Here is a 25,722-nt window from a genome sequence, read left to right on the forward strand (position 1 = left end):
GACCTGGGTTTTCTGTCTCTTTCCGTGGGAGAGGGGCCGGTACGCGCGTAGTGAGTCCGAGCCCTCGGAAGGACCCCCTCTTGGCCGCCTCGCGCAACGCCTCGACCGCGAATACGAACAACGGCGCCAGCACCGCCCCGCTGCGCATCTCCTTTGCAAAGATCAAGGAGCCTCTTGAGGTTCCGAACCTGCTCGCGCTGCAGACCGAGAGCTTCGACTGGCTGCTCGGCAACACCGCCTGGCAGAGTCGGGTCGAGGAGGCTCTGGAGAACGGTCAGGACGTCCCCACCAAGTCCGGCCTCGAGGAGATCTTCGAGGAGATCTCCCCGATCGAGGACTTCTCCGGGTCGATGTCGCTGACGTTCCGGGACCACCGCTTCGAGCCGCCGAAGAACTCGATCGACGAGTGCAAGGAGCGCGACTTCACGTACGCGGCTCCGCTCTTCGTCACGGCCGAGTTCACCAACAACGAGACCGGTGAGATCAAGTCCCAGACGGTCTTCATGGGCGACTTCCCGCTCATGACGAACAAGGGCACCTTCGTCATCAACGGCACCGAGCGTGTCGTGGTGTCGCAGCTGGTCCGTTCGCCCGGTGTCTACTTCGACTCCACCATCGACAAGACGTCCGACAAGGACATTTTCTCCGCCAAGATCATCCCGTCCCGGGGTGCCTGGCTGGAGATGGAGATCGACAAGCGCGACATGGTCGGCGTCCGTATCGACCGTAAGCGCAAGCAGTCGGTCACCGTGCTGCTCAAGGCGCTCGGCTGGACGACCGAGCAGATCCTCGAGGAGTTCGGCGAGTACGAGTCCATGCGCGCCACCCTGGAGAAGGACCACACCCAGGGCCAGGACGACGCGCTGCTCGACATCTACCGCAAGCTGCGTCCGGGCGAGCCCCCCACGCGTGAGGCCGCGCAGACGCTTCTGGAGAACCTGTACTTCAACCCGAAGCGTTACGACCTCGCGAAGGTCGGCCGCTACAAGGTCAACAAGAAGCTGGGTGCGGACGCTCCGCTGGACGCGGGCATCCTGACCGTCGAGGACGTCATCTCGACGATCAAGTACCTGGTGAAGCTGCACGCCGGCGAGACCGAGACGGTCGGCGACAGCGGTCAGTCGATCGTCGTCGAGACCGACGACATCGACCACTTCGGCAACCGTCGTCTGCGCAGCGTCGGCGAGCTCATCCAGAACCAGGTCCGCACCGGTCTGGCTCGTATGGAGCGCGTCGTCCGTGAGCGCATGACGACTCAGGACGTCGAGGCGATCACGCCGCAGACGCTGATCAACATCCGGCCGGTCGTCGCCTCCATCAAGGAGTTCTTCGGCACCAGCCAGCTGTCGCAGTTCATGGACCAGAACAACCCGCTGTCGGGTCTCACCCACAAGCGCCGTCTGTCGGCTCTTGGCCCGGGTGGTCTCTCCCGTGAGCGGGCCGGCTTCGAGGTCCGTGACGTGCACCCGTCGCACTACGGCCGTATGTGCCCGATCGAGACCCCTGAAGGCCCGAACATCGGTCTGATCGGCTCGCTCGCCTCCTACGGTCGGGTCAACGCGTTCGGTTTCGTCGAGACCCCGTACCGCAAGGTCGTCGAGGGCCAGGTCACCGACGAGGTGGACTACCTGACCGCCGACGAGGAGGACCGCTTCGTCATCGCGCAGGCCAACGCCACGCTCACCGACGACCTGCGCTTCGCCGAGAACCGCGTCCTGGTCCGCCGTCGTGGCGGCGAGGTCGACTACGTCGCCGGTGACGACGTGGACTACATGGACGTCTCGCCGCGCCAGATGGTGTCGGTCGCGACCGCCATGATTCCGTTCCTCGAGCACGACGACGCCAACCGTGCCCTCATGGGCGCGAACATGATGCGTCAGGCCGTGCCGCTCATCAAGAGCGAGTCCCCGCTCGTCGGCACCGGCATGGAGTACCGCTCCGCCGTCGACGCCGGAGACGTGGTCAAGGCCGAGAAGGCCGGTGTGGTCCAGGAGGTCTCCGCGGACTACATCACCACGGCCAACGACGACGGCACGTACATCACCTACCGTCTGGCCAAGTTCGCCCGGTCCAACCAGGGCACCTCGGTCAACCAGAAGGTCATCGTCAACGAGGGCGACCGCGTCATCGAGGGCCAGGTCCTCGCCGACGGTCCGGCCACCCAGAACGGCGAGATGGCGCTGGGCAAGAACCTGCTCGTGGCGTTCATGCCGTGGGAGGGTCACAACTACGAGGACGCGATCATCCTGTCGCAGCGCCTCGTGCAGGACGACGTCCTCTCCTCGATCCACATCGAGGAGCACGAGGTCGACGCCCGTGACACCAAGCTCGGCCCCGAGGAGATCACCCGGGACATCCCGAACGTCTCCGAGGAGGTCCTCGCCGACCTCGACGAGCGCGGCATCATCCGCATCGGTGCCGAGGTCATCGCCGGTGACATCCTCGTCGGCAAGGTCACCCCGAAGGGTGAGACCGAGCTGACGCCGGAGGAGCGCCTGCTGCGCGCGATCTTCGGTGAGAAGGCCCGTGAGGTCCGTGACACCTCGCTGAAGGTGCCGCACGGCGAGACCGGCAAGGTCATCGGTGTGCGCGTCTTCGACCGCGAGGAGGGCGACGAACTGCCGCCCGGCGTGAACCAGCTGGTCCGCGTCTACGTCGCGCAGAAGCGCAAGATCACCGACGGTGACAAGCTCGCCGGCCGTCACGGCAACAAGGGTGTCATCTCCAAGATCCTGCCCATCGAGGACATGCCGTTCCTCGAGGACGGGACCCCGGTCGACATCATCCTCAACCCGCTCGGTGTGCCGTCCCGAATGAACCCGGGACAGGTCCTGGAGATCCACCTCGGCTGGCTCGCCAGCCGCGGCTGGGACGTCTCCGGTCTCGCCGACGAGTGGGCCCAGCGCCTGCAGGTCATCGGAGCCGACCAGGTCGCCCCGGGCACCAACGTCGCCACCCCGGTGTTCGACGGTGCGCGTGAGGACGAGCTGGCGGGTCTGCTGCAGCACACCATCCCGAACCGCGACGGCGAGCGCATGGTGCTCCCGTCCGGCAAGGCGCGGCTGTTCGACGGCCGTAGCGGTGAGCCGTTCCCGGACCCGATCTCGGTCGGCTACATGTACATCCTGAAGCTGCACCACCTGGTCGACGACAAGCTGCACGCCCGCTCGACCGGTCCGTACTCGATGATCACCCAGCAGCCGCTGGGTGGTAAGGCCCAGTTCGGTGGCCAGCGGTTCGGTGAGATGGAGGTGTGGGCCCTCGAGGCCTACGGCGCCGCGTACGCCCTCCAGGAGCTGCTGACCATCAAGTCCGACGACGTCACCGGCCGCGTGAAGGTCTACGAGGCCATCGTCAAGGGCGAGAACATCCCCGAACCCGGCATCCCCGAGTCCTTCAAGGTGCTCATCAAGGAGATGCAGTCCCTTTGCCTGAACGTGGAGGTGCTGTCCAGCGACGGTATGTCCATCGAGATGCGTGACACCGACGAGGACGTCTTCCGCGCTGCGGAGGAGCTCGGCATCGACCTGTCCCGGCGCGAGCCGAGCAGCGTCGAAGAGGTCTGACGGGAGTTCGGCGGACCTTGAACCATCAGGGTCCGCCGGCCCCGGGACCCCCGTTTCAGACCCCAAGACTTACAACCCTGAGAGGGATTGACGCATAGTGCTCGACGTCAACTTCTTCGACGAGCTCCGGATCGGCCTGGCCACCGCTGACGACATCCGTCAGTGGAGCCACGGTGAGGTCAAGAAGCCCGAGACCATCAACTACCGCACGCTCAAGCCCGAAAAGGACGGACTCTTCTGCGAGAAGATCTTCGGTCCGACCCGGGACTGGGAGTGCTACTGCGGCAAGTACAAGCGTGTCCGCTTCAAGGGCATCATCTGTGAGCGCTGTGGCGTCGAGGTGACCCGCGCCAAGGTGCGCCGTGAGCGGATGGGCCACATCGAGCTGGCCGCGCCCGTCACGCACATCTGGTACTTCAAGGGCGTCCCGAGCCGTCTGGGCTACCTGCTCGACCTGGCTCCCAAGGACCTCGAGAAGGTCATCTACTTCGCGGCGTACATGATCACGTACGTCGACGAGGAGCGCCGTACGCGCGACCTGCCCTCGCTGGAGGCGCACGTCTCCGTCGAGCGGCAGCAGATCGAGAACCGCCGGGACGCCGACCTGGAGGCCCGCGCCAAGAAGCTCGAGACCGACCTGGCCGAGCTCGAGGCCGAGGGTGCCAAGGCCGATGTGCGCCGCAAGGTGCGCGAAGGCGCCGAGCGTGAGATGAAGCAGCTGCGTGACCGTGCGCAGCGCGAGATCGACCGTCTCGACGAGGTGTGGACCCGGTTCAAGAACCTCAAGGTCCAGGACCTCGAGGGCGACGAGCTGCTCTACCGCGAGCTGCGTGACCGCTTCGGCACGTACTTCGACGGTTCGATGGGTGCGGCTGCCCTGCAGAAGCGCCTGGAGTCGTTCGACCTCGACGAGGAGGCCGAGCGCCTCCGCGAGATCATCCGTACCGGCAAGGGCCAGAAGAAGACCCGTGCGCTGAAGCGGCTGAAGGTCGTGTCTGCCTTCCTGCAGACCTCCAACAGCCCCAAGGGCATGGTGCTCGACTGCGTGCCGGTCATCCCGCCGGACCTGCGTCCGATGGTGCAGCTGGACGGTGGCCGCTTCGCGACCTCCGACCTGAACGACCTGTACCGCCGTGTGATCAACCGCAACAACCGTCTGAAGAGGCTCCTGGACCTGGGTGCCCCGGAGATCATCGTCAACAACGAGAAGCGCATGCTTCAGGAGGCTGTTGACGCCCTCTTCGACAACGGTCGTCGCGGCCGCCCGGTGACCGGTCCCGGTAACCGCCCGCTGAAGTCCCTCAGCGACATGCTGAAGGGTAAGCAGGGTCGCTTCCGTCAGAACCTGCTCGGCAAGCGTGTCGACTACTCGGCGCGTTCCGTGATCGTCGTCGGTCCGCAGCTGAAGCTGCACCAGTGCGGTCTGCCGAAGGCGATGGCGCTGGAGCTGTTCAAGCCGTTCGTGATGAAGCGCCTGGTCGACCTGAACCACGCGCAGAACATCAAGTCGGCCAAGCGCATGGTCGAGCGTGGCCGCACCGTGGTGTACGACGTCCTCGAAGAGGTCATCGCCGAGCACCCGGTGCTGCTGAACCGTGCGCCCACGCTGCACCGCCTCGGCATCCAGGCCTTCGAGCCGCAGCTGGTCGAGGGCAAGGCCATCCAGATCCACCCGCTCGTGTGCACCGCGTTCAACGCGGACTTCGACGGTGACCAGATGGCCGTGCACCTGCCGCTGTCCGCGGAGGCGCAGGCCGAGGCCCGCATCCTGATGCTGTCCTCGAACAACATCCTCAAGCCCGCCGACGGCCGTCCGGTGACGATGCCGACCCAGGACATGGTCCTCGGTCTGTTCTTCCTCACCACCGACGGTGAGATGCGGGACATCAAGGGTGAGGACCGCTCCTTCTCCTCCGTCGCCGAGGCGATCATGGCCTTCGACGCGGGCGAGCTCTCGCTCCAGTCGAAGATCGACATCCGCTTCCCGGTCGGCACCATCCCGCCGCGCGGCTGGACCCCGCCGGCGCAGGAGGAGGGCGAGCCGGAGTGGCAGCAGGGTGACAGCTTCCGGCTGAAGACCACGCTGGGCCGTGCGCTCTTCAACGAGCTGCTGCCCGAGGACTACCCGTTCGTCGACTACGAGGTCGGCAAGAAGCAGCTCTCCGAGATCGTCAACGACCTCGCCGAGCGCTACCCGAAGGTCATCGTGGCGGCGACGCTCGACAACCTGAAGGCGGCCGGCTTCTACTGGGCCACCCGTTCCGGCGTGACCGTCGCCATCTCCGACGTCGTCGTTCCCGAGGCGAAGAAGGAGATCGTCCGCGGTTACGAGGCGCAGGACGAGAAGGTCCAGAAGCAGTACGAGCGCGGTCTGATCACCAAGGACGAGCGCACGCAGGAGCTCATCGCGATCTGGACCAAGGCGACCAACGAGGTCGCCGAGGCGATGAACGAGAACTTCCCGAAGACCAACCCGATCTTCATGATGGTGAACTCGGGTGCACGAGGCAACATGATGCAGATGCGTCAGATCGCCGGTATGCGTGGTCTGGTGTCGAACGCGAAGAACGAGACGATCCCGCGTCCGATCAAGGCCTCGTTCCGTGAGGGTCTGTCCGTGCTGGAGTACTTCATCTCCACGCACGGTGCCCGTAAGGGTCTGGCGGACACCGCTCTGCGTACCGCCGACTCGGGTTACCTCACCCGTCGTCTGGTCGACGTCTCCCAGGACGTCATCATCCGCGAGGAGGACTGCGGCACCGACCGTGGCCTCAAGCTGGCGATCGCCGAGCGCGAGGACGGTGTCCTGCGCAAGACGGGCAACGTCGAGACGTCCGTGTACGCGCGCTGCCTCGCCGAGGACATCGTGGTCGACGGCAAGGTGCTGGCCCCGGCCGGTACCGACCTCGGCGACGTGCTCATCGACGAGCTGGTCCGCCACGGCGTGGAGACGGTCAAGACCCGCTCGGTCCTGACCTGCGAGTCCGCCGTCGGCACCTGCGCCATGTGCTACGGCCGCTCGCTGGCCACCGGCAAGCTGGTCGACATCGGTGAGGCGGTCGGCATCATCGCCGCCCAGTCCATCGGTGAGCCCGGTACCCAGCTGACGATGCGTACCTTCCACACCGGTGGTGTGGCCGGTGACGACATCACCCAGGGTCTGCCGCGTGTCGTCGAGCTCTTCGAGGCCCGTACCCCGAAGGGTGTCGCCCCGATCTCCGAGGCCTCCGGCCGCGTGCGGATCGAGGAGACCGAGAAGACCAAGAAGATCGTCATCACGCCGGACGACGGCAGCGACGAGACGGCCTACCCGATCTCGAAGCGCGCCCGACTCCTGGTCAGCGAGGGCGAGCACGTCGAGGTGGGCCAGAAGCTCACCGTGGGTGCCACCAACCCGCACGACGTGCTGCGCATTCTGGGCCAGCGTGCCGTCCAGGTCCACCTGGTCGGCGAGGTCCAGAAGGTGTACAACTCGCAGGGTGTGTCGATCCACGACAAGCACATCGAGATCATCATCCGGCAGATGCTGCGCCGCGTGACGATCATCGAGTCCGGCGACGCCGAGCTGCTGCCCGGTGAGCTGGTCGAGCGCTCGAAGTTCGAGCACGAGAACCGTCGTGTGGTCCAGGAGGGCGGTCACCCGGCCTCCGGTCGTCCGCAGCTCATGGGTATCACCAAGGCCTCGCTGGCCACGGAGTCCTGGCTGTCGGCGGCGTCCTTCCAGGAGACGACCAGGGTCCTCACGGACGCGGCGATCAACGCCAAGTCCGACTCCCTGATCGGCCTCAAGGAGAACGTCATCATCGGTAAGCTCATCCCGGCCGGTACGGGTCTGTCCCGCTACCGCAACATCCGGGTCGAGCCGACCGAGGAGGCCAAGGCCGCGATGTACTCGGCCGTCGGCTACGACGACATCGACTACTCGCCGTTCGGCACCGGCTCCGGCCAGGCCGTTCCGCTGGAGGACTACGACTACGGTCCGTACAACCAGTAAGGCGTACGTCTGAGGACCGAAGGGCGGTCACCCACACGGGTGACCGCCCTTCGGCGTTGTTCAGCGGCCCGTCAGCTCCCAGACGGTGACGGCCACCGTCGCCACCGCGGCCAGGGCGCCGATGCTGGCGATCGGCCAGCGGGAGCGTTCCAGGGCGTCCAGGCGCTGTTCGTGGTCGGCGAGCTGCTTGTCGGTCTGGTCGCTGCGCTGGACCAGCAGGGCGAGCTGGCCGTCGGCGCGGGCGAAGCCGGCCTCGACGGTGCCGCGCAGCCGTTCCAGCTCGACGGCCACGGCGGTCGGGTCGGACAGTGCGGAGGGTTCGTTCATGCGTCGTCCTCCTCGGTGGACGGCGCACCCGTCCGCAGCCACCCGGGCAGCAGGGCCTGTACGGCGGGCAGGGCCATGGCCCGGGTGACGCCCGCGGCCGCGGCCAGGGCGCCGGCCACCCATGGAAGCGTCTCGGGGATGCCGGCGGCGTCGACGACCGCCGGCAGCAGGACGCACAGGCCGACAGCGGTCTGGAGGACGGTACGGAGGGTTCGCTTGGCGGCCTCTGACACGGGGAGCCTCGTTTCTCGGGAGTTCTCAGGAGCTGTACGGGACCCTCAGGGCCGCCCAGGACTTGGCGCCCGGCCAGCCGTCGGCGGCGGCGCCGGTGTAGCCGAGCTTGCGCTGCCACCTCGCGTACGACTTCCGGTCGGCCTCGGTCCACTGCGGGCCGGGGCCGTCCTCGTACGCGGAGCAGCCGACGGCGACCAGGCGCTTGCCCATCGCGGTGACGATCGCCGAGCGGGGCGTCTTCCTGAACCACTCGGCGCCCGGGAAGGGCTGGTACGCCGGCTTCGTGGCTCCGGAGCCGGTGTCGGTCGGCGTCTTGTCCAGCCGGGCTGCGATCCGGGCGCGCAGGTCGGCCATGGCGAAGCCGCGGGGGTCGATCTTGGCGCTGGTCCACTCCTTGTGGCCGATCACCGAGCGGGCGCTCCAGCCGTGCGCCCGGCACAGGGCGGCCGAGGCGCGCACGATGGCCTCCAGCTGGGCCTCGGGCCACGGGTCCTTGCCGTCGCCGAGGTTGACGCACTCGAAGCCGTAGAAGTGGGCGTTGCCGTCCTTGGTGCGCTGGTTCGGGGCGGGCAGGGTGGCGTGTTCGGCGGCGACCGCGGCGAGGACGTCGGGGTCGCCGGTGCCGGCGTGGTTGGCGCGGCCGTTGCCGACGAGGTGGACCGTGCCGTCCTTGGCGATCACGCCGTGGCAGAGCGGACCGGGCAGGGCGGAGTGGCCGTTGAAGCACAGGCGCACGGTGGCGCTGGTGCCGGTGGTGACGGTGTGGTGGATGACGACGCCGTTGACGGGGCCCCAACTTCCCTTGTGGTTGCGGTTGTTGGTGCGCCAGCCGGGGTGCTCGACGACGGCGACGCCCTCGGCCCGCAGCGCGGACACGAGGGCGGTGGCGGAGAGGGGGTTGGCCATGGGCGGTGCCTCCCTGGGTGGGTTCCGGGCATGAGAAAACCCCGGCCGGCGAGGCGGCTCGGGGTGCGTGGGCTGCGGTGGGGTGGGGGAGAGGGCGTGCGTCAGACGCCGCTGTCGGTGTCGGTGTCGGTGTCGGTTTCCGTGCCGGTGCCGGTGCCGGTGCCGGTGTCGGTTCCGGTTTCCGGGTCGGAGCCGCCGCCGGTGTCCGGGGCGCCGTCGCCCTCGTCGGTCGCCCACGCGGCGCACAGCGCGACGTATGCCGCCCGGTTGGCCTCGAAGTCGGCCAGGGCGGCGGCGACCGCCCGCTGGACGGCCGTTCGGTCGGGGACGACCGGGGCCGTTCCGACGGGCATGACCGTGACGCGGCCGGTGCCACGCAGGACGGCCCCGTTGTCGCCGGTCTCGGTGAACTGGGCGGTGATGTTGACGGGTGAGTAGGTGCCGGTGATCGAGTCGGGCTCGATGACGCTGCTGAGGCTGGTGTCGGAGACGTTGACGTGGAGGGAGTGGCCCGCCTCGGTGAGGGTGGCGCGGCCGGCGTAGTCGATCGCGATGCCCCAGGGCTGGCTGGTGTCGATGTCCATGTGTGCTGCCTTCCTCGGGGGTCAGCTCTGGCGGCCGTGCATGAGCACGGGATTGGCGTAGACGGTGCCGGACGTGGCCTTGGCCTGGATCTCGAACTTGACCGTCGTGCCGTAGACCGAGGCGAAGTCGCTGCTGATCAGCCCGGTGTGGTCGAAGTCCGTGCCGGCGGCGACGGCCGTGCCCCACTCGGCGCCGTTGACGAGCACCTGGACGGAGCCGGCCCCGCCGGAGCTGACCTTGGTGCTGACGATGAGCCGCATCTTCGGCTGCCACACGACGTTGTAGGACATCGCGACGGTCGTCCAGGCGGTCGCCGTGGTCTGCGGCCAGCGGGCGGTCGAGCTGTCCTGCGGCGGCAGCATGGTCATCCACGGCCGGGCGAGGCCACCGGTGTTGACGTCGTCCGCGAAGATCTCCCGGCCGCCGTTGTCGAAGATCCGCAGCGGCTGGAGCGACGTGCTGGAGCCGTCGCCGTTGTGCAGGCTCATCGCGAGGGAACCGGTCTGGCGGCGGATGGCCAGGCCGTACTCGTCGCCGCTCCACGCGCCGACCGTGAACACGGCCGGACCGCCGTCCGGCGGCCGTACGGCGAGGTAGCCGCCGTCGGTGATCTCCACACCGCCGCCGGAGATCTTGTTGAGCGCCGGCCGGCTGTTGACGGCGGTGGACAGCTGCTGGATCCGGCGTTCCATCTGGGTCAGCCGGTCGATGATGTCTTCGGGGAGCTGGGGCATCAGGCCTCCTCCAGGTAGAGCTCGGCGGTGTCGGGCCGGCCGCGCTGGGCCGGGCTCACCTTGACGCCGATGATCCGGTAGCGGGCGTCGAGGCCCTCGGTCCACCATTCGTCGGTGATCCGGATGCGCACGGTGCGGCCGAGCAGTGCGGGCGGCACCAGGTCGTCCAGCCGGACGCTGATCTCGGGGATCACCACCGCGCCGGTGCCCGCGGCCAGTTCGGCGCCGGCCAGGGCGTTCAGGGTGGCGCCGTCGGTGATCTCGTTGTGGTCGGAGGACAGGTCGATGCGCGGGTACTTCGCGTCGTCGATCAGGGCCGTGGCGACCGCCACCGTGGACGCCAGCGGCCGGGACTCCTCGGCCTGGTTGGTGTTGGTGGAGGCGCCGCGGGCGCGGGCGGTGGTGCCGCCCCGGGTGGCGTCGCGCGGGAAGGAGTACGACAGGATCGTGCCCGGCCGGTCCATCACCAGGTCGCTCGTGCCGATCTCGATCTTCGGGCTGCCCAGCCGCAGCCGTCGCACGCGCGCGCCGGTGGCCGGGTCGCGGTAGACGGCGATGTGGTGCTCGAAGCCGTTCTCCAGGGCGGCGAGCGCGTCGATCGCCTCCAGGTAGACGGTCTCGTCGCCGTCTCGGTAGGTGACCGTCCGCTTCACGCCGGAGTGCTCGTCCCCGTACGTGACGCCGATGCCGCCGCCGGGCAGCACGGTCTGCAGGTCGGTCCACAGGCCCCGGACGATGTCCAGCTGGTACTTGTCCTTGAACTCCAGCTTGTACTGCGGGTCGTAGGCGGGGGTGGCGGCCCGGATGCGGCGGCGGCCCGCGTACGACTCGAAGGTGGCCGCCTGGATGCCGAGGGTGATGACGCCCCGGTCGTCGCTCTGCAGGGTGGACGTCCAGATGATGCCGCCCCACCACAGGTCGTTGCCGCGCTGGAGGTAGACCGAGGTGCGGCCCTCCTCGATGCGGCGGACGCGGGCGGCCATCTCCGCGTTGGGCACGGGAATCGTGCCCGAGAGCGAGCCGGCCTTGCCGATGTAGTCGTCCACGGTGACGTCGCGCAGGGGCAGGATGTCGATGGTGCGGTCGGTGAGCAGATCGCAGAAGATCGCCCGGTAGGGGGTGGTGGTCGTCATGACGCGGCCTCGTAGGTGGCGGTGCCTCGGATGGTGTTGCCGCTCGCCCAGGTCCAGGGGGTCAGGGCGTCGACGGAGCCGTAGTTGGCGTGGACGGCGGCGTTCGGCCGGCCCGTGGAGATCTGCATCTCGAAGGTGGTCGTGGTGCCGCAGTACATCCGCGCCACCGCACGCGTCTCGTTGGCGGCACCGAGCTCGGCGAAACCGATCTGCGGGTGGACCGCCGACGCGGCCACCGGCAGGGAGAACCGCCAGTTGTCCGACGTCGTGGCGCTGGTGCCGTAGGTGGTGGTGCTGCCGAACGTGATCGAGAAGTTGAGGTGCACGGTGGTGCCGAACTTGACGTACCGGCAGCTGAGCGTGGCGTTGCCGAACGAGGGCGTGGCGGCGCCGGTGTTGGTCGTCCACGTCGGGGTCCAGCTCTGCCAGGTGGGCAGCACCGGGTAGTCGGTCCAGGCGGTGCCGTTCCAGCGCTGGAGCTGGCCGTCGATGTCGCGGTACTGGCCCGGATAGGCGCCGCCCGCGGTGTCGCTGATGACGGGCAGGATGCCGCCGACCGCGACCGTGGCCGTACGGCGTCCGGTGAGCGCCGTGCTCCAGGGGATGCCGTTGGTGCCCGTGCTCGCGTTGGCCGGCACGCGGACCTCGTACAGCGGCAGGGACAGGCCGGGCACGTCGGGCACCACAGGGATGGCGGCGGCCGTGCCCTGGACGATCTCGACGACCGCCTCGAAGCGGCCGGAGCCGTCGTAGGCGTCGTCGTGGACGCGCAGGACGACCAGGTCGATGCGGTCGTACTGGGCGTTGCCGTCGGCGAAGACGAGCGGCAGGTACTCCGTGAGCGCGACCGGGTACGCCCCCCGGGCGTCGGTGCTCTGCACGACGGCCCGGCCCGGGCTGATCGTGGCGCTCATGGTGCCGGACGTACCGGTCAGGGTGAAGCCGGAGAGGCGGAACTCGCCGTTGGAGGAGCCCGGCAGGATGCCGGAGCGGGTGGCGACGGGCGAGGTCGGGGTGAGGGCGCCGAGCGAGACGAGGCGGGTGTCCTCGCGGGACTGGCCGTCGGGGGACAGCCATCCGGAGCGTACGGGCATGGTCAGCTCCTTTCGGGAGGGGTGGGTCAGGCGGCCGGGTCCACGCGCAGGAAGAGGGTGTCGAACCAGCAGGTCACCGTGGCGCTGCTGGAGCGGTACATGGCGGTGACCGTGTAGCTCGTGCCGGCGGTCAGCCCGGACATCCGGAACTGGGTGGAGACCGACCCGTAGACGGCGCCTCCGAAGGTGACGGCGTGCTCGTCGTCGGCGGCCAGGACCACGGTGGAGCCCTGGGTGACCTGCGGGGCCATGAACGCGTTCGTGGTGGTGCTGTTGATGATCTGGATGCGGGCGCCCAGGCTGAGCAGCACGGCACCGGTGGTCGGGGCGGTGAAGGTGAGGGTCAGCGCGCTGACGGCGGTGTCGGTCAGGGCGGAGGTGTACGTCGTCGACGTGGTGTAGCCGGCGTCCAGGGACGAGGCGAACGACGGCGGCGTCACGGCCGGCAGCCACGCCGTGCCGTTCCAGCGCTGGAGGACGCCGGTGGAGGAGTCGCGGTACTGGCCGGTGTGGCTTCCGGTGGTGACCGCGCCGGCGGGTGCGATGCCGCCTACGCCCTTCGGGTACGGCACCCAGGCGGTTCCGTTCCAGCGCTGGAGCGTGTCGTTGATGTCCCGGTAGTGGCCGGGATAGCCGCCGGGCGCGGTGTCGTCGGAGCGGGTCGGCAGGATGCCGCCGACGGCGACGGTGGTGGGGCGCAGGTCGACGCGCGCGGTGTCCCAGTCGATGCCGTCGTTGCCGGCGCTCCTGCCCGCCGCGACGGCGACGGTGAACAACACCAGCGAGGTGTCCGGGGCCGTGGGCGCGACGGGCTGGGCCGCCGCCGTGCCCTGGACGATCTCGACGGCGGCCTCGTACCGTCCGCCGCCGTCGTGGTCGTGGTCGTGGATCCGCAGGACGACCAGGTCGATCCGGCCGTACTGCGGGTCGCCGTCGGCGAAGGTGAGCGGGACCGGTTCGGTGACGGTGACCGGGTAGGCGCCGCGGGCGATCGACGACTGGATCACCGCCCTGCCGACGCCGACGGTGGCGGACATGGTGCCGGCCGTGCCGGCCAGCCACAGGCCGGTGACCCGGTACTGGCCGCCCTCGGAGCCGGGCAGCACACCGGAGCGTCCCTTGACGTCGGTGACCGGGGTGAGGGCGCCGACCTGGGTGACCCGGGTGTCCTGCCGGGTCTGGCCGTCGGGGGACAGCCAGGCGGAGTGTGCGTTCATGGCGAGTCCTTCGGGTGCGGCCGGATCAGGAGGCGGATTCGTAGGTGCCGTAGACGGACAGCACGTCTCCGGTCTGCCAGGTGAACGGGAAGCCCTTGTCCCAGAAGGCGTTGGCCTGCTTCAGGGACTCACGCAGGTTGCGCACGGTGCCGCCGCCCGTGGTCGAGAGCAGTCCGCTGCCCGGGTACTGCAGGCCCGCGGAGGCGTCGAAGCCGAGCACGTTCAGCACCCGGCCGTCGAGCTTCCAGGTCGAGGAGACCGGCGCGACCGGCAGGGAGAAGTTCCAGTTGCCGTTGGCGGCCTGGGCCGCCAGGTTGGTCGTCGAACCGATCTTGAGATAGATCCGCACGTGGACGAGCGTGCCCATCTTCACGTACGAGCCGGCGAGGGTGCCGTTGCCGATGCTGGGGGCGGTCCCCGTCTCCGCGCCCCACTTGGGCGTGTAGTCGGTCCAGGTCGGCACCGGCTGGTACGGCACCCACGTCGAGCCGTTCCAGCGCTGGAGCTGCCCGGTGGAGCTGTCGCGGTACTGGCCGGTGTAGCTGGCCGTGGTGATGGTGCCCGCCGGGGCGATGCCGCCCAGCGCGCTCGGGTACGACACCCAGGCGGAGCCGTCCCAGCGCTGGAGCGCGCCGCCGGAGTCGCGGTACTGGCCCGGGTATGCGCCGTTGCCGGTGTCGCCGACCACCGGCAGGATGCCGCCGACCGCGACGATGGGCGTACGCAGGTCCAGGGCGTCGTTGTTCCAGTTGATGCCGCCGTTGCCCGCGCTGACCCCGGCCCGGACCCGGACCCGGTAGATCGGCAGCACGATGTCGGGCAGCGCGGGCTCCACCGGGTTGGCGTCCGGCGTGCCCTGGATGATCTCGAGGGCGGCCTCGGTGCGGTTGGACTCGTCGTACAGGTCGTCGTAGATCCGCAGGACGACCATGTCGTAGCGGTCCTGCGCCTGGCCGGCGGCGAAGGTGAGGCCGAACGGTTCCGAGAGCGTGACCGGGTAGGCGCCCTGGCTGCCGTCGGCCTGGATGACGGCCCGGCCCTCGTGGACGGTCGCGGACAGGGTGCCCGCGTGGCCCTCCATCCAGAAGCCCGACAGGCGGTACTGGCCGTCGTAGGAACCGGGGAGGATGCCGGAACGGACCTCCAGGGGGTTGGCTGGGGTGGTCGCGCCGATCTGGGTCAGGCGGGTGTCCTCGCGGGTCTGGCCGGTCTCGGCCACCCATGAGCTGCGCAGGTTCATCTGATGGTCTCCTGGGATCTCCGGAAGGGACAAGGAAGGTGAGGGGCCGTCAGGACCTGAGCCATTCGGCCGTGAGACTGGTGGCGTAGCCGGAACCGCCGAGGGTGGTGATGGTGGAGCCCGACTGCTGCAGCCCGTAGAGGGCGAGCTTGTCGCCGGCCGCCAGCCTGAGCAGGCAGCTGCCGCCGACGCTGGTCGCGCCCGGACCCGCGCCGATCAGCCAGGTGCCCCGCGGGACACCGGTGCCGTTCTGGTAGATGCGCGCGCCGCGGTTGCCCGTGGTGGACTCCGTGTACCAGGTGATGGCGCAGGACACCCGCCACCAGCCGGTCCTGGGCACCGTGTAGGTGTGGGAGCCCGACCAGCCGGCGGCGTCGTCCACCTCGGTGCTCTGCATGCTGATCTGCGTCCACGCGCCGGCGGGCACGGACTGCGCCGTGGTCTGCGAGACGCTGAGCAGCACGGTGGTACGGCCCTCGGCGTACTGCCAGGCCGAGCCGTCCCAGCGCTGGAGCAGTCCGGCGGCGTCCTCGCGGTACTGGCCGAGGTAGCTTCCGGTGGTGACCGCGCCGGTCGGGGCGATGCCGCCGACGGCCTTGGGGTAGGCGACCCAGGCCGTGCCGTTCCAGCGCTCCAGGACGCCCGAGTTGTCGCGGTACTGACCGGCGTACGCGCCGTTGAAGCCGCTTGCCGGGACGATCCCGCCGAGGGCCACCGTCGGGTAGCGCAGGCTGGTGACCGCGCTGTCCCAGGTCAGGCCGCCGGAACCGGCCGACGCCCCGACGGGCACCTTGATCTGGTAGAGCGGCAGGGCGCTGCCGTCGGGGCTGCTCGGCGCCACGGGCGTGGGCGCGGGGGTGCCCGTGACCAGGCGGACGACGGCCTCGGTGGCGTCGGTGCCGTCGTAGGTGTCGTCGCGGACGACCAGTTCGACGAGGTCGATGCGGCCGTGCTGGGCGTCACCGTCGGGCACCGTCAGGGTCTCCGGCTCGGTCACGGCCACCGGGTAGGTGCCCTGGCCGGTCCGGCCGCCCTGCACGAAGGCGCGGCCGGGGCCGATCGTGAAGGACATCCCCCCGTTGGCGGCGGTGAGGGCGAAGCCGCCGGGGACGATGCCGCCGCGGGCCTTGAGCGGGATGTTCTCCGCCACCAGGGCGTTGGGGGTGAGCAGACCGGACAGCGTGATCCGGGTGTCCTCCCGGGTCTGACCGTTCTCGGTGAGCCAGGCTGAGCGTACGGTCATGCGATCACCACTCCGCCGCGCGCCAGCGCACCGTCATCCGGGCACCGGGGTCGTGGGTGTCGGGGCGGAACGCCAGCTGGGCGCGGCCCGGTTCGAAGGCGAACAGTTCCTCGGGGCTGCTGTCGGCGGCGGCGGTGTTGCGGCGCGAGGCGGTGCCGTTGAGGGTGACGGTGCCGGCCGCGGTGTCGACGACGAGCTCGTCGCCGGGGGTGAGGACGATCTGGTAGCGCAGTCGGCGGCCGGAGGCGCGGTCGGTCACCGTCGGGTTGGTGCAGGGCCCGGTGAAGGCGATCACCGGGTGGGTGGGCGCGGAGCCCGTGTTGTCGGCGTTCACATCGCCGGTGGAGGCCGTCTGACCCCAGTACAGCGGCCAGGTCAGCGGCCAGGTCAGACCGGTCTCCGGCTGCGGGGCGCCGGTGACCGCGGTCTGCTCGGTGACCGAGTAGCGGCGCGGGTCGGTGGCGTACCACTGCACGGACGCCCGGGAGACGCCCTGCGTGGTGTACGTCCGGTCGGCGGCCAGCACCCGCTGGCTGACCCGGGCCCGTACGGCCAGGGTCTCGCCGTGCAGCCGCACCGCCAGCCAGCGCTCGGAGTCGCCGAGCAGCAGGGCCTGGCGCAGGGCGCGGGTCGCGGCGAGCGCGGAGGCGGTGTCGTCCTGCGGCGGGACCGCCCACACCGTGCCGCCGATCCGGCGCGGCTTGGCGTAGCGGGCGCCCGGCCAGGCGCCGTGCGCGGTCGGGTGGTCGGCGTCGGAGGCGTCGTACTCCGGCAGGTCCTCCCAGCCGCTCAGACCCGCGCGGTCGATCTCGTACGGGGTGCCGGGGCCCATCAGCAGTCCGGCCCACTGCATCTGCCCGTCGCGGGTGATGAGTGAGCCGGGGGGAAGGTCCTCGGTGTATGCGGTTGTGGTCGTCTCGGCCATGGGGCCGTCACCTCACTGTCATGTGCAGGCGTGAGCGGATGCGAGGAAGAGCAGGTCTTCGGCGGTGCCTCGGGCGCCGGCGCCCCGGCTCTCGTGGAACTCCTTGATGTGGTGGCGGTGTCGGCGGACCGCGGCCGCCCGCCGCTTCTGGACGAGGGCGCGCCGGCGCTCCAGGTCGGTCAGCGGCAGCACCCGGCCCGCCTGGCGGGAGGCGCCCGGGACGGCGATGCCGCCTTCGGCGAGCATCGGGATCTTGTCCAGGTTCACGCCGAACTTCTTGCCGAGGATGTTGACGCTGAGGCTGTTGAGCCCGTCGATGACCCAGTTGGCGAAGGCGATGAGCCCCTGGATCGGCCCCTTGACCACACCGGCGACGGTCTGGGCGCCGGTCGTCACGAACTTCCCCATAGCGCCGAGGGTGCGGGAGGTGGCCTCCTTGATCCGGGTGAACATCCGGGGGATGTCCTGGGTGATCCACTGCAGCGCGGGCCTGACCGCGTCCTTGAACCCGCGCCAGATCGACGACACCCTGCCGCTGAGCGCCCGGGTGTCCCCGGTGGTCAGCGCCTTGAGCACGGCGAATCCGGTGCCGACGAGGGCGCCGATGACGGTGAGCGCGGTGGTGATGAGGGTCAGGTAAGCCGTGACGTACGTGTTCACCGCGCTAGCGATGCCCTTGAGCAGCGGGGTCATGACGGTCAGGTAACCCTCGACGTACTTCAGCACGAGGGTGGCGAGCTGTTCCATCAGCCGTTGCCCGGTCTCGGAGTTCAGCGCGAGATCGAGCAGCCAGCCGGCGACCGGGAGGAGGAGACCGGTGACGAAGCCGATGGGGTTGGCGCGGGTGAGGGCGTTGATGATGAGCATGACGCCGGCGCCTATGGTCATGGCGGTGCCGAAGGCGCCGAGGGCGGGGCCGAGGAGGCCGGTGACACTCAGGAGGCCGCCCACCAGGGCCACGACACCGCCTGTCATGGACACCAGCTTGCCGAGGGACCGGGCGGAGCCCTTGGCCTCGCCGCCGACGGCCTTCACACCGGCGGCTGCCGAGGTGGCGGTCTGTCCGGCCTTGGCCACGGCGCGGGTGGCGGCGTCGGCGTTTGCTTTCGTCCGGCGTACGGCGGCGGCGGCCTGGTCGGTGGAGGTGCGGACGCGGTCGGTGGCGGTGGCCGCGTTTCTGATCCCGCCGGTGACTGACCGCAGCGTGCTGCCGCTCTGCTCGATCCGGGCCCGGAAAGCGCGCAGGGCGGCCCCCGCGCCGACGAGCGGGTCGGCCGTCCATCCGCCGGTCGTTCTCGCGACGGCACTCATCCGCGTGCCTTCGCCAGGAACATGAGCGCGTCGGCGGTGCGCTGCGGGCTGCTGTTCTCGGCCGCGTAGTAGTGCTCGATGTGCAGCGCGCCGCCGGCCGACCCGCCGGCTCCCGCGTACGCCCGGCCCTCGGCGGCGGCCCGCCGCAGCAGCCGGTCCAGCTTGCTCAGCGGCAGGACGGCCTCCGCCTCACCGGCCTCGGCGAGGATCGCCGGGACACCGCCGGAGCGGGGCATGACGACACCGCCGGTGGCCAGCATGGGGATCCTCGGCAGGCTGACGCCGAAGGTCTTGCCGCCGACGCCCGGGACCCAGCCGGGGATCGAGACCTTGATGCCGTTGAGGGCACCGATCGCGCGGTTGATGATGCCGATGACCGCGTTGATCGGGCCCTTCACCGCGCTCTTGATGCCGTCGAAGGCACGGCTCGCGATGCCCTTGAGGCCGCCCCAGATGCTGGACAGCTTGTCCTTGACGGCCCGGAAGGCGTTCGGAATCGCCGACTTGACCCAGTTGACGACCGGGGAGATGACGGCCTTGATGCCCTTCCAGACGCTGGAGACGACCGTCTTGATCGCCTTCAGCGCGGTGCTGATGACCTTCTTCCAGATGTTGACGTAGGTCTTGATGACGGTGGCGACGGCCTTGACGACCTTCGAGATCGCCGTCTTGATGCCGTTCCAGACCGACTTGATCAGCTTGGCGGCGTTCTTCATGATCGGCCCGATGGCCTTCATGACGCTGCTGATGACGGACTTGATGACACCGAAGGCCGTCTGCAGGACCTTCTGCATGGTTTTCGACTTGGTCGCCATCTCGACGACCTTCTGGATCAGCGGCATGAGCAGTTCCATGAGCATGCCGAAGAAGTTGCCCTTCATCGACTTGTTCATCTTGTCCTGGCCCTTGGCCGCCTTGTTCGCCCCGGACTCGTACTTGCCGAGGTTCTTGCCGGCGGTGGAGCCGGTTTTGCCCGTTTTGGAGAGGGACTTCTCAGCCCGGTCGGTGGCCGACTTGAGGTCCTTCAGCTCCTTCTCGGCGCCCTGGGCGGCCGATTTGAGTGTCCTGAGCTGGCTCGCGCCCTTCTGGCCCGCGCCGGCCAGGCCCTGGGCCGCGGCCCCGGCTCCAGAAGCCTTCGCTCTGAAGTCCTGAAGAGAGCCGGAGGCCCGGCTCAGAGATCGTACGAGAGACATTCAACCCTCCAGATGTATCGCCTGTGACCTGCTTCGACGCAACGTGAGGCGCTCAGGGCGCCGCTCACCCTCCGTCGATCTGCGAGCGCAGTTCCGCCGCTCGGTTCACAACGCCCCGGAGTGCCTGCTCTGCGGCTTGGGCATCCCGGGTGGCGTTGCGCAGCGCCTCGGTCGACGGCGGAGGTCCCTGAGGGCCACGCGGGCCCTGCCGGCCCACGGGACCCTGTTCGCCGCGTGGCCCCGGCCTGCCCTGACGGCCGCGCTCGCCCCGCTGGCCGCGACGGCCCTCGCGGCCTTGGCGGCCTTCGGGTCCCTGTGGGCCGGCCGGACCGGGCTCGCCGCGCGGCCCTCGCGGCCCCGGCCTGCCTGTGCCGCCACCTGTTCCGCCGTCGGCGGGCTGTCGGGTGAGGACGCCCCACTGGTTGTAGTCCAGGTTGAACTGTTTCTTGATCAGTTCCTCGAGACTGAAGAGGGACGGCAGGGTGGCGAGCAACGGAACCCACTCGGACTTGAGGATGGTGAGTTCCGACTTGATGCCGTTGAGCTCCGTGGGGACCCAGTTCTTCCAGTCATTGACCCACTTGGGCTCCTCTGCGGCCTTCTTGGCGTCGTAGGCATCGATCGCACCCTTGATCTCCTGGGAGATGGTGGTGTGGGTTGCGCCGATCGCATCCTTGATCTCCTGGGAGATGGCGGTGCGGGCTTCGCCGAGTTCCTTTTGACTGACGTACTCGGGCATGGGGATCCTCCGTGCTGGGCTTCGTCCGGACATGGCGATGCCCTCTCCCGCGGGTGCGGAAGAGGGCATGGGCGGGGTCGTGCGTGCGGATGGGCGGGCGGAGTCAGGACAACGAGCCGGCCACGGCGGCTGCCACCAGCAGCAGGCCGAACAGTGACTGGATCACATATCCGACGCGCGATCCGGACGAGGAGAGGTGGTACTGGCTCTCGACGGTCGAGGGGTTCCGCCTGTCGAACACGACCGGAAACTCGTCGCCCACCTGCGGTACTGGTCTCGGCGTCCTGACGAGTGCCCAGGCCTCGTCACCGTCGGTCGTGCGGAAAGAGCAGTTCAGCATCTCCACCGCCGTGCCGCCGCGCCGGATGCGCTCCTCGCAGACTGCGAGGGTTTCCACGCCACTCTTCCTGAGCCGTCGTTCACGCAGCTGTTTGGGGATGAAGAGGAGCGACGTGACCCCGAAGGGCACGGAGATGATCAGGAACGGTATGGCGTAGTTCGTTGAGCTCGCGAGCGTGGTGTACATGCGTGTTCCTCCCCCTGATGACCGCGATGCGAGTGCCGCAGCATACAAGCGGCCGTCCGTGAGCGGGGGCTGTGGCGACCTTGCGTGTTGTCAGTCGGGCTGTGTGTCTGCGGCTGAGGTGTTCAGTCCCTGCGGACCTGCCGCGCCTCCCTCAGCGCGTCCGACCACCCCGCCGCATAAGCACGCGACTCCCGGGCAAGCAGTTCTTCGTACACCCGGTCGAGCAGGGCCTCGCCGTCAGGGGCCGTGGTGTGCAGGAGATGGGCGAGGCGGGTGTAGGTGTCGATCGGCTGCTTCGGGGAGTTGCTGGTGCCAGTCGCCATGTCGGGCCTGCTTTCCGGTCTGTCCGCTGGTCTGTGGTGCAGATGACGCTCCTGGGGTGTGCGAAGCGTCTGTTCGAACTAGTGTACGAGTAAACGCGTGGTGTCGTTCCGTGTTTGGTGAGAACTCTCCGTGTTTCCGCGGTCCGGACCTGCGGCGATGCGGGGTGCGCTGAAAGTTGTGTCAGGTTCGTGGAGTAGGATCCGGCCGTTCTCCCGTCGGTAAGAGAACGAATGAACTACAGGGCCCCGCAAGCGACCTGAGGGCCCGTCAGGCGACGGTGGGCGGCGACGGGCGGCCGTCCGCGCGCGGGGGGCGCGGAGAGACTGGGGACGAGAGCAAGGCCAACGGGGTGGACGGGGACGCGAGCAACGCGCTAAACGATCATGAGATCGACTGGCTCGAACAGTCCGCCGATCTGCCCCATCTCATCGCCCGTGTCTCCGAACTCGTCCTGCGTCTCGGCTACGACCCGGAGGAGCTGGTGACGCTGCCCCGCGGCGAGCTCGACCGCCGCGAACTGGCCGCCTACAGCGCCGGCTGGGCCGACGTCGTCGCCGAGCAGCTCCCGGCGATCCGGCGTGCCTACGAGGAGCGGATCACCGCCGCCTACCTCCAGGGTCAGGAGGACGCCCGCACCGGCCGCAGGCCGCGCCGCGCGCGGAGGGCGGAGGGTGAGGCGGGCGGTGACGTCATCCCGCTGCCGTACGTCCAGCTGCTGCGGCCTCCTTCCGAGGTGACGCGAGTGGAGGAGCGCGGGGAGCGGGAGCGGTCCGTCGCGGACGGGACACCGGTACCCGTGAACGCCCCCCAGCAAGGGGGCCGGAGCAACGGCGGCCGGCCGGTCCCGGAGCGGCAGGAGGATGAGCGGCGCGAGGACGGGCACGGCGGACGCGAGGGTGTCGGGGGCGAGCCCGGAGGTTCCTCCGGCGGCTCTACCGACGACGCCTCGGGTGACTTCCTCCTCTCCGCCCGTGAGGTACGGGAGAAACGGTCGGCGCCCTCGGAACGGCGTCCGGTGGTCCGTCGCAACGGCCGCCCCAGCGTGCCCCCGCTGGACCGGCCCGGCGACGCGGGGGCCGCCGGGCGGGACAGGGGGCGTCGTACGGAAGCGGCGGAACGTTCCGCGCAGGGCCCGGCCGAACCGGCCGAACCGTCCGAACCGTCCGAACCGTCCGAACCGCCCGGGGCCGGAGGCGACGAACGCCGCCGGCTCTCGGACATGGCCCGGGCACTCGCCGACGAGTTGGAGGGCCGGGCAGGCGGCCGACGCCGGAACGAGCAGCCGGGGTCGCCGGGGTCCCGATGAGCATCGGCACCGCCCCGGTTCGGACAACGGTACGGCGGGGCACGGCGCCGGCGTCGGCACGGTGCCCCCTGCTCAGGCGAAGAACCGGGCCAGCTGGACCGCGGACGGCGCCTGGTCCTCGGCCCCGGCTCTTCGCGTAGCGCCGGTCCCCGGTCCCGTATGCGCAGACGTGGCCCGGCCGGCGTCCCCGGTCTCGTCCTCGTCCGGCTCCGCCGCCCCGTCACCGGGACGCGGCACCGGCACCGGTGGCTCCGGCTGGTCCCCGTCCTCCGCCGAGTTGACGCAGGCGAACATCCAGTTGGCGGCTGCCAGATGGTCCACCGCGGCGGCGAGCAGATGGTCCGTCACCGACCACTCGGCGGCCTCGCCGTACAGGTCGCGGTTGAGGGCGCTGTCGCGCGGCAGGTGCTTGATGAGCACCGAGAGCCGCCGCGCGGAGAGGCGGTCCCGGTGCCAGTCGAGCAGGTCGATGCCGTAGTAGCGGAGCAGATCCGCTTCGAGGGCCTCGGCGTGTTCGTCGACGAACCCGACGAGGCTCAGCCTTCCCCCAGGCCGAGCCCGGTCTCCTTGCCGTAGGCCTCCAGGAGGGCGGCGATGTCCTGCATGGTGACCTCGTGCCGCTCGAAGCGGGCGAACTGCTGCTCGCCCATGAGCAGTCCGAGCAGCCCGTCCACGTCGTTGTCGTCGAGCTTGCGCAGCGCCTTCGCGGTGGCGCGGGTCAGCTCCGTGGGCAGGGTGAAGCTCTCGCCGTCGAGCTCGAACGACCAGGTGCGGCCGAGGGCTTCCAGGCGCTGGGCGCGGGCGGCGTTGACGTCGAAACGGGCCATGGTGATGGGTGCTCCTTGGGTCCGTGAAGCTTGATGGGAAGCGAGATGGGGGCGCGGGGTGGGACAGGCCGGGGGCCCGCCCCACCCCGGTGGGTCAGGACGCGGCGTACGAGGCGTCCTTCATCACGAAGCTGGCCAGCGCCGAGCCGTCGCCCGAGGCCATCGCCGTGAAGGTGATGCCGAGCTGGGCCGGCGACTTGCGGGCCAGCTTGATGTCGTCGGCCGCCGTGACCTGGCCGCGCGGGATGCCGAAGCGGTAGGTCACCGGGGTGGTGCCGTCGCTCGCCCGGACGTCGGTGAACTCCAGGCCGAGGGCGCGCACGTCGGCGTACGGGCGGTCGGCGATGTCGTACTGGTAGACGCCCGTGGCGCCGGTCACGGCGGTGACGCCGCCGCCGCCCATGAAGAACGGCAGCGTGTCCTCGTTGAACTGCAGCAGCGAGAACTTCAGGGTCAGGTCGCGGTCCGAGTACACGAAGTGCACCGGGCTGACGGCCTGCCACACGTCGACCGGCTCCAGCTTGTCCTTCTTGCTGAAGGTGACGCCCTCACCGGAGGTGAAGCCGAGGTTCTTCCAGCCGGCCCAGTCGGTGGCGGTGTCGGAGGAGAAGGTCGTCGGGATGTCGGTGTCGGCCGTGGCGACGTAGAGCCGGCCGACTCCGGCGATGCGGATCTCGGAGGAGTTGGTGCCTGCCATGGGTGGGTCTCCTTGTAGAGGGGTGGTGATGCGGGGTGCCGTCCCCGGCCGTTCCGGGTACGGCGAAGGCCCCGCCGGGACGGCAGGGCCTTCGGTCTGTGGGGCGCGGCGTACGGACGGGCCGGCCGCGCGGGGGACGTCAGTGGACGTCGGAGTGCGTCAGTAGACGTCGATGAACACCTTGAGCACGGTCACGTAGCGGTTGGCCGCGCTGTAGAGGTAGTCGGGCAGCCAGCGCGGGCCGTCCTGCTCCTCCACCTCGGTGATGAGGTTGGTGCCGTAGCGGTTGCCGGCCGCGGCCATCAGGGCGCGGCGGGCGGAGTTGGCCAGGACGTGCGCGGCCTGCTTGGTCGGGCCGTACACCTCCAGCTCGATCAGCGGCTGGTCGACGTGGAGTTCGCCGACCCAGGCGCCGCCGCGCCGGTTGACGAGTACGGCGGCGGTCGTGCCGTTGAAGTCCGACGGCGGCTCGACCGTGACGAGCGCCGTGGAGAGCGCCGAGTCGGCCTCCAGGATGTCGACGACCAGGGCCTCGACGTCCGGGAAGGCGCTCGGTGGGGTGGGTGTGGTCATGTGCCGGGTCACCTCGCCGGGAAGAAGGGGAAGACCGCCGGGCGGGCGCCGCGAGGGGCGGCAGGGGAGGGATGCGGCGCCTCGGCCCGGCGTACGGCGACGGATGCGGCCCGCGTCGCGGGCACAGCTCCGCCGCTGCACCAACTGTGACAGACGAGCGTGCGCGCACGCAACTAAATCGGCGAGTCGGTTGCGAACGGAGGTGACTGAGGGGCGGAAGCGCAGGTGGGGCTGAGGGGGGAGGACGTGGGCAGTCCGGGCGCGACTGGGGCTGTGGGGGCTGTGGGGGCTGTGGGGGCGTGGGGAGCCGGGGGAAATGTGGGTGGCGTGGGGGAGGCGAGTAAGTCCATGCGGCGCCGCTCGGCGCACGGCGCCGCCGTCTCGTGGGCCGGCGGCTCCTGTTGCCGGTGCCTCCGCGGCCGTCGAACCGAGCCCCCGTCGGCCCACGGGTGCTCGTCGATCGAACGTCCGCCGAGGCCGGGGTCAGTCGGCGGCGGGGGACATGCCCGTCGCCGACTCCACCAGTACCCGCCCGTCCTCACGCGTCCTGGTCGTGGCCGCGGTCGTGACCGCCGCCTCCGTCTCCGCCTCGGTCGGCAGGAACTGCTCCACGACTCTGACGAACATCTCCCGCCGGTCGGCGGGAACGCCCAACAGGTCGGCGACCTCCTCGAGGGTCGGCCGGCGGCCCAACTCCGTGCCGGCCGCGGTCGTTTCCAGGTAAGCGTGCGGATCGGCCAGCTCCTCGGCGGTGAGCCGGCCGGAGCGGATGAGCATGTCGCGGACCGGCACGCCGAGCACCCGCGCGAGGCGGCGCGTGGTCTCGAGGTCCGGCATGCTCTGTCGCTGCAGCAGGCGGGTGACGGCCGCGCGGTGCACACCCGCCTCGTCCGCGATCCGCGACTTTCCGCCGCCGCGGGGACTGTCGATGTCGTAGCCGCGCTCGCGCATGAGGGCTTCGACCCACGCGGCGAACGCGTCCAGATCCTGGGTGGTCATGTCTGCTCGCTTCCTTCGGGGGTGGGCAA

24 protein-coding genes are annotated in these 25,722 nt (G+C 69.9%); 3 read left to right on the plus strand and 21 right to left on the minus strand.

Features of this window, described 5'->3' with window-relative positions; all coding sequences use genetic code 11:
- Positions 1 to 80 precede the first annotated feature (80 nt).
- Both rpoB and IE263_RS06610 read left to right on the plus strand, forming a co-directional pair.
- On the plus strand, positions 81 to 3,566 hold the full coding sequence (gene rpoB / locus IE263_RS06605) for a DNA-directed RNA polymerase subunit beta (RefSeq protein WP_189933271.1): 3,486 nt from the start codon (positions 81 to 83) through the stop codon (positions 3,564 to 3,566).
- 97 nt (positions 3,567 to 3,663) lie between these two features.
- Complete coding sequence (locus tag IE263_RS06610) at positions 3,664 to 7,560, plus strand: DNA-directed RNA polymerase subunit beta' (protein WP_189933273.1); 3,897 nt, start codon at positions 3,664 to 3,666, stop codon at positions 7,558 to 7,560.
- Positions 7,561 to 7,620: 60 nt separating this feature from the next.
- Here IE263_RS06610 and IE263_RS06615 read toward each other — a convergent pair whose 3' ends face one another.
- From IE263_RS06615 to IE263_RS06690, 16 genes are all read right to left on the minus strand, one after another.
- Positions 7,621 to 7,887 (minus strand): hypothetical protein, encoded by a 267-nt coding sequence (locus tag IE263_RS06615; protein ID WP_189933275.1) that lies wholly within the window; start codon positions 7,885 to 7,887, stop codon positions 7,621 to 7,623.
- Complete coding sequence (locus tag IE263_RS06620; protein ID WP_189933277.1) at positions 7,884 to 8,120, minus strand: hypothetical protein; 237 nt, start codon at positions 8,118 to 8,120, stop codon at positions 7,884 to 7,886. Before IE263_RS06620 ends, IE263_RS06615 begins: the two co-directional genes overlap by 4 nt.
- Positions 8,121 to 8,145: 25 nt before the next feature.
- On the minus strand, positions 8,146 to 9,027 hold the full coding sequence (locus IE263_RS06625; RefSeq protein ID WP_189933279.1) for a peptidoglycan-binding protein: 882 nt from the start codon (positions 9,025 to 9,027) through the stop codon (positions 8,146 to 8,148).
- A 101-nt stretch (positions 9,028 to 9,128) separates the two neighbouring features.
- Complete coding sequence (locus IE263_RS06630) at positions 9,129 to 9,611, minus strand: ATP-binding protein (protein WP_189933281.1); 483 nt, start codon at positions 9,609 to 9,611, stop codon at positions 9,129 to 9,131.
- A 21-nt stretch (positions 9,612 to 9,632) separates the two neighbouring features.
- The gene (locus IE263_RS06635; RefSeq protein WP_189933283.1) at positions 9,633 to 10,346 is read right to left on the minus strand and encodes a hypothetical protein; all 714 of its coding nucleotides are present in this window, start codon (positions 10,344 to 10,346) and stop codon (positions 9,633 to 9,635) included.
- Complete coding sequence (locus IE263_RS06640) at positions 10,346 to 11,479, minus strand: hypothetical protein (RefSeq protein WP_189933285.1); 1,134 nt, start codon at positions 11,477 to 11,479, stop codon at positions 10,346 to 10,348. Before IE263_RS06640 ends, IE263_RS06635 begins: the two co-directional genes overlap by 1 nt.
- The gene (locus IE263_RS06645; RefSeq protein WP_189933287.1) at positions 11,476 to 12,573 is read right to left on the minus strand and encodes a hypothetical protein; all 1,098 of its coding nucleotides are present in this window, start codon (positions 12,571 to 12,573) and stop codon (positions 11,476 to 11,478) included. The genes IE263_RS06640 and IE263_RS06645 overlap by 4 nt, the downstream gene beginning before the upstream one ends.
- A 26-nt stretch (positions 12,574 to 12,599) precedes the next feature.
- Positions 12,600 to 13,790: a hypothetical protein gene (locus IE263_RS49455; protein WP_189933289.1), complete on the minus strand. Its 1,191-nt coding sequence runs from the start codon at positions 13,788 to 13,790 to the stop codon at positions 12,600 to 12,602.
- Between the two features lie 25 nt (positions 13,791 to 13,815).
- Positions 13,816 to 15,030 (minus strand): hypothetical protein, encoded by a 1,215-nt coding sequence (locus IE263_RS06655; protein WP_189933291.1) that lies wholly within the window; start codon positions 15,028 to 15,030, stop codon positions 13,816 to 13,818.
- A 49-nt stretch (positions 15,031 to 15,079) separates the two neighbouring features.
- Positions 15,080 to 16,273 (minus strand): hypothetical protein, encoded by a 1,194-nt coding sequence (locus tag IE263_RS06660; RefSeq protein WP_189933293.1) that lies wholly within the window; start codon positions 16,271 to 16,273, stop codon positions 15,080 to 15,082.
- A gap of 4 nt (positions 16,274 to 16,277) precedes the next feature.
- Positions 16,278 to 17,198 (minus strand): phage distal tail protein, encoded by a 921-nt coding sequence (locus tag IE263_RS06665; RefSeq protein ID WP_189933295.1) that lies wholly within the window; start codon positions 17,196 to 17,198, stop codon positions 16,278 to 16,280.
- 18 nt (positions 17,199 to 17,216) lie between these two features.
- Complete coding sequence (locus IE263_RS06670) at positions 17,217 to 18,509, minus strand: tape-measure protein (RefSeq protein WP_189933297.1); 1,293 nt, start codon at positions 18,507 to 18,509, stop codon at positions 17,217 to 17,219.
- On the minus strand, positions 18,506 to 19,702 hold the full coding sequence (locus tag IE263_RS06675; protein WP_189933299.1) for a phage tail protein: 1,197 nt from the start codon (positions 19,700 to 19,702) through the stop codon (positions 18,506 to 18,508). Before IE263_RS06675 ends, IE263_RS06670 begins: the two co-directional genes overlap by 4 nt.
- 64 nt (positions 19,703 to 19,766) lie before the next feature.
- Positions 19,767 to 20,441 carry a hypothetical protein gene (locus tag IE263_RS06680; RefSeq protein WP_189933301.1) on the minus strand — a complete coding sequence of 225 codons (675 nt, stop codon included), beginning with the start codon at positions 20,439 to 20,441 and terminating at the stop codon, positions 19,767 to 19,769.
- 103 nt (positions 20,442 to 20,544) lie between these two features.
- Positions 20,545 to 20,967, minus strand: coding sequence for a hypothetical protein (locus IE263_RS06685; RefSeq protein WP_189933302.1), 423 nt, complete (start codon positions 20,965 to 20,967; stop codon positions 20,545 to 20,547).
- 122 nt (positions 20,968 to 21,089) lie between these two features.
- On the minus strand, positions 21,090 to 21,290 hold the full coding sequence (locus IE263_RS06690; protein ID WP_189933305.1) for a hypothetical protein: 201 nt from the start codon (positions 21,288 to 21,290) through the stop codon (positions 21,090 to 21,092).
- A gap of 350 nt (positions 21,291 to 21,640) precedes the next feature.
- On the opposite strand from IE263_RS06690, the gene IE263_RS06695 reads away from it, so the two are divergent.
- Positions 21,641 to 22,597 carry a hypothetical protein gene (locus IE263_RS06695; protein ID WP_189933307.1) on the plus strand — a complete coding sequence of 319 codons (957 nt, stop codon included), beginning with the start codon at positions 21,641 to 21,643 and terminating at the stop codon, positions 22,595 to 22,597.
- A 72-nt stretch (positions 22,598 to 22,669) separates the two neighbouring features.
- Here IE263_RS06695 and IE263_RS06700 read toward each other — a convergent pair whose 3' ends face one another.
- The 5 genes from IE263_RS06700 to IE263_RS06720 all read right to left on the minus strand — a co-directional run bounded on the left by IE263_RS06700 (position 22,670) and on the right by IE263_RS06720 (position 25,693).
- Positions 22,670 to 23,017, minus strand: a complete 348-nt coding sequence (locus tag IE263_RS06700) for a hypothetical protein (RefSeq protein ID WP_373311891.1) — start codon at positions 23,015 to 23,017, stop codon at positions 22,670 to 22,672.
- Positions 23,018 to 23,133: 116 nt separating this feature from the next.
- Positions 23,134 to 23,424, minus strand: coding sequence for a hypothetical protein (locus tag IE263_RS06705; protein ID WP_189933309.1), 291 nt, complete (start codon positions 23,422 to 23,424; stop codon positions 23,134 to 23,136).
- 94 nt (positions 23,425 to 23,518) lie between these two features.
- Positions 23,519 to 24,121 (minus strand): phage tail tube protein, encoded by a 603-nt coding sequence (locus IE263_RS06710; protein WP_189933311.1) that lies wholly within the window; start codon positions 24,119 to 24,121, stop codon positions 23,519 to 23,521.
- Positions 24,122 to 24,280: 159 nt separating this feature from the next.
- Entirely contained in the window at positions 24,281 to 24,694 is a 414-nt protein-coding gene (locus IE263_RS06715) for a phage tail termination protein (RefSeq protein WP_189933313.1), read from the minus strand.
- A 483-nt stretch (positions 24,695 to 25,177) separates the two neighbouring features.
- Complete coding sequence (locus tag IE263_RS06720) at positions 25,178 to 25,693, minus strand: helix-turn-helix domain-containing protein (protein ID WP_189933315.1); 516 nt, start codon at positions 25,691 to 25,693, stop codon at positions 25,178 to 25,180.
- Positions 25,694 to 25,722: the final 29 nt, after the last annotated feature.

It is taken from the genome of Streptomyces aurantiogriseus (assembly GCF_014649375.1).
In the GTDB taxonomy this organism is placed as follows: domain Bacteria; phylum Actinomycetota; class Actinomycetes; order Streptomycetales; family Streptomycetaceae; genus Streptomyces; species Streptomyces aurantiogriseus.

Excerpts from the sequence above, each read along its gene's own strand:
- IE263_RS06615 (WP_189933275.1), bottom strand. The coding sequence starts at position 7,887 with ATGAACGAACCCTCCGCACTGTCCGACCCGACCGCCGTGGCCGTCGAG.
- IE263_RS06625 (WP_189933279.1), bottom strand. The coding sequence starts at position 9,027 with ATGGCCAACCCCCTCTCCGCCACCGCCCTCGTGTCCGCGCTGCGGGCC.
- IE263_RS06630 (WP_189933281.1), bottom strand. The coding sequence starts at position 9,611 with ATGGACATCGACACCAGCCAGCCCTGGGGCATCGCGATCGACTACGCC.
- IE263_RS06635 (WP_189933283.1), bottom strand. The coding sequence starts at position 10,346 with ATGCCCCAGCTCCCCGAAGACATCATCGACCGGCTGACCCAGATGGAA.
- IE263_RS06640 (WP_189933285.1), bottom strand. The coding sequence starts at position 11,479 with ATGACGACCACCACCCCCTACCGGGCGATCTTCTGCGATCTGCTCACC.
- IE263_RS06645 (WP_189933287.1), bottom strand. The coding sequence starts at position 12,573 with ATGCCCGTACGCTCCGGATGGCTGTCCCCCGACGGCCAGTCCCGCGAG.
- IE263_RS49455 (WP_189933289.1), bottom strand. The coding sequence starts at position 13,790 with ATGAACGCACACTCCGCCTGGCTGTCCCCCGACGGCCAGACCCGGCAG.
- IE263_RS06655 (WP_189933291.1), bottom strand. The coding sequence starts at position 15,030 with ATGAACCTGCGCAGCTCATGGGTGGCCGAGACCGGCCAGACCCGCGAG.
- IE263_RS06660 (WP_189933293.1), bottom strand. The coding sequence starts at position 16,273 with ATGACCGTACGCTCAGCCTGGCTCACCGAGAACGGTCAGACCCGGGAG.
- IE263_RS06665 (WP_189933295.1), bottom strand. The coding sequence starts at position 17,198 with ATGGCCGAGACGACCACAACCGCATACACCGAGGACCTTCCCCCCGGC.
- IE263_RS06670 (WP_189933297.1), bottom strand. The coding sequence starts at position 18,509 with ATGAGTGCCGTCGCGAGAACGACCGGCGGATGGACGGCCGACCCGCTC.
- IE263_RS06675 (WP_189933299.1), bottom strand. The coding sequence starts at position 19,702 with ATGTCTCTCGTACGATCTCTGAGCCGGGCCTCCGGCTCTCTTCAGGAC.
- IE263_RS06680 (WP_189933301.1), bottom strand. The coding sequence starts at position 20,441 with ATGCCCGAGTACGTCAGTCAAAAGGAACTCGGCGAAGCCCGCACCGCC.
- IE263_RS06685 (WP_189933302.1), bottom strand. The coding sequence starts at position 20,967 with ATGTACACCACGCTCGCGAGCTCAACGAACTACGCCATACCGTTCCTG.
- IE263_RS06690 (WP_189933305.1), bottom strand. The coding sequence starts at position 21,290 with ATGGCGACTGGCACCAGCAACTCCCCGAAGCAGCCGATCGACACCTAC.
- IE263_RS06705 (WP_189933309.1), bottom strand. The coding sequence starts at position 23,424 with ATGGCCCGTTTCGACGTCAACGCCGCCCGCGCCCAGCGCCTGGAAGCC.
- IE263_RS06710 (WP_189933311.1), bottom strand. The coding sequence starts at position 24,121 with ATGGCAGGCACCAACTCCTCCGAGATCCGCATCGCCGGAGTCGGCCGG.
- IE263_RS06715 (WP_189933313.1), bottom strand. The coding sequence starts at position 24,694 with ATGACCACACCCACCCCACCGAGCGCCTTCCCGGACGTCGAGGCCCTG.
- IE263_RS06720 (WP_189933315.1), bottom strand. The coding sequence starts at position 25,693 with ATGACCACCCAGGATCTGGACGCGTTCGCCGCGTGGGTCGAAGCCCTC.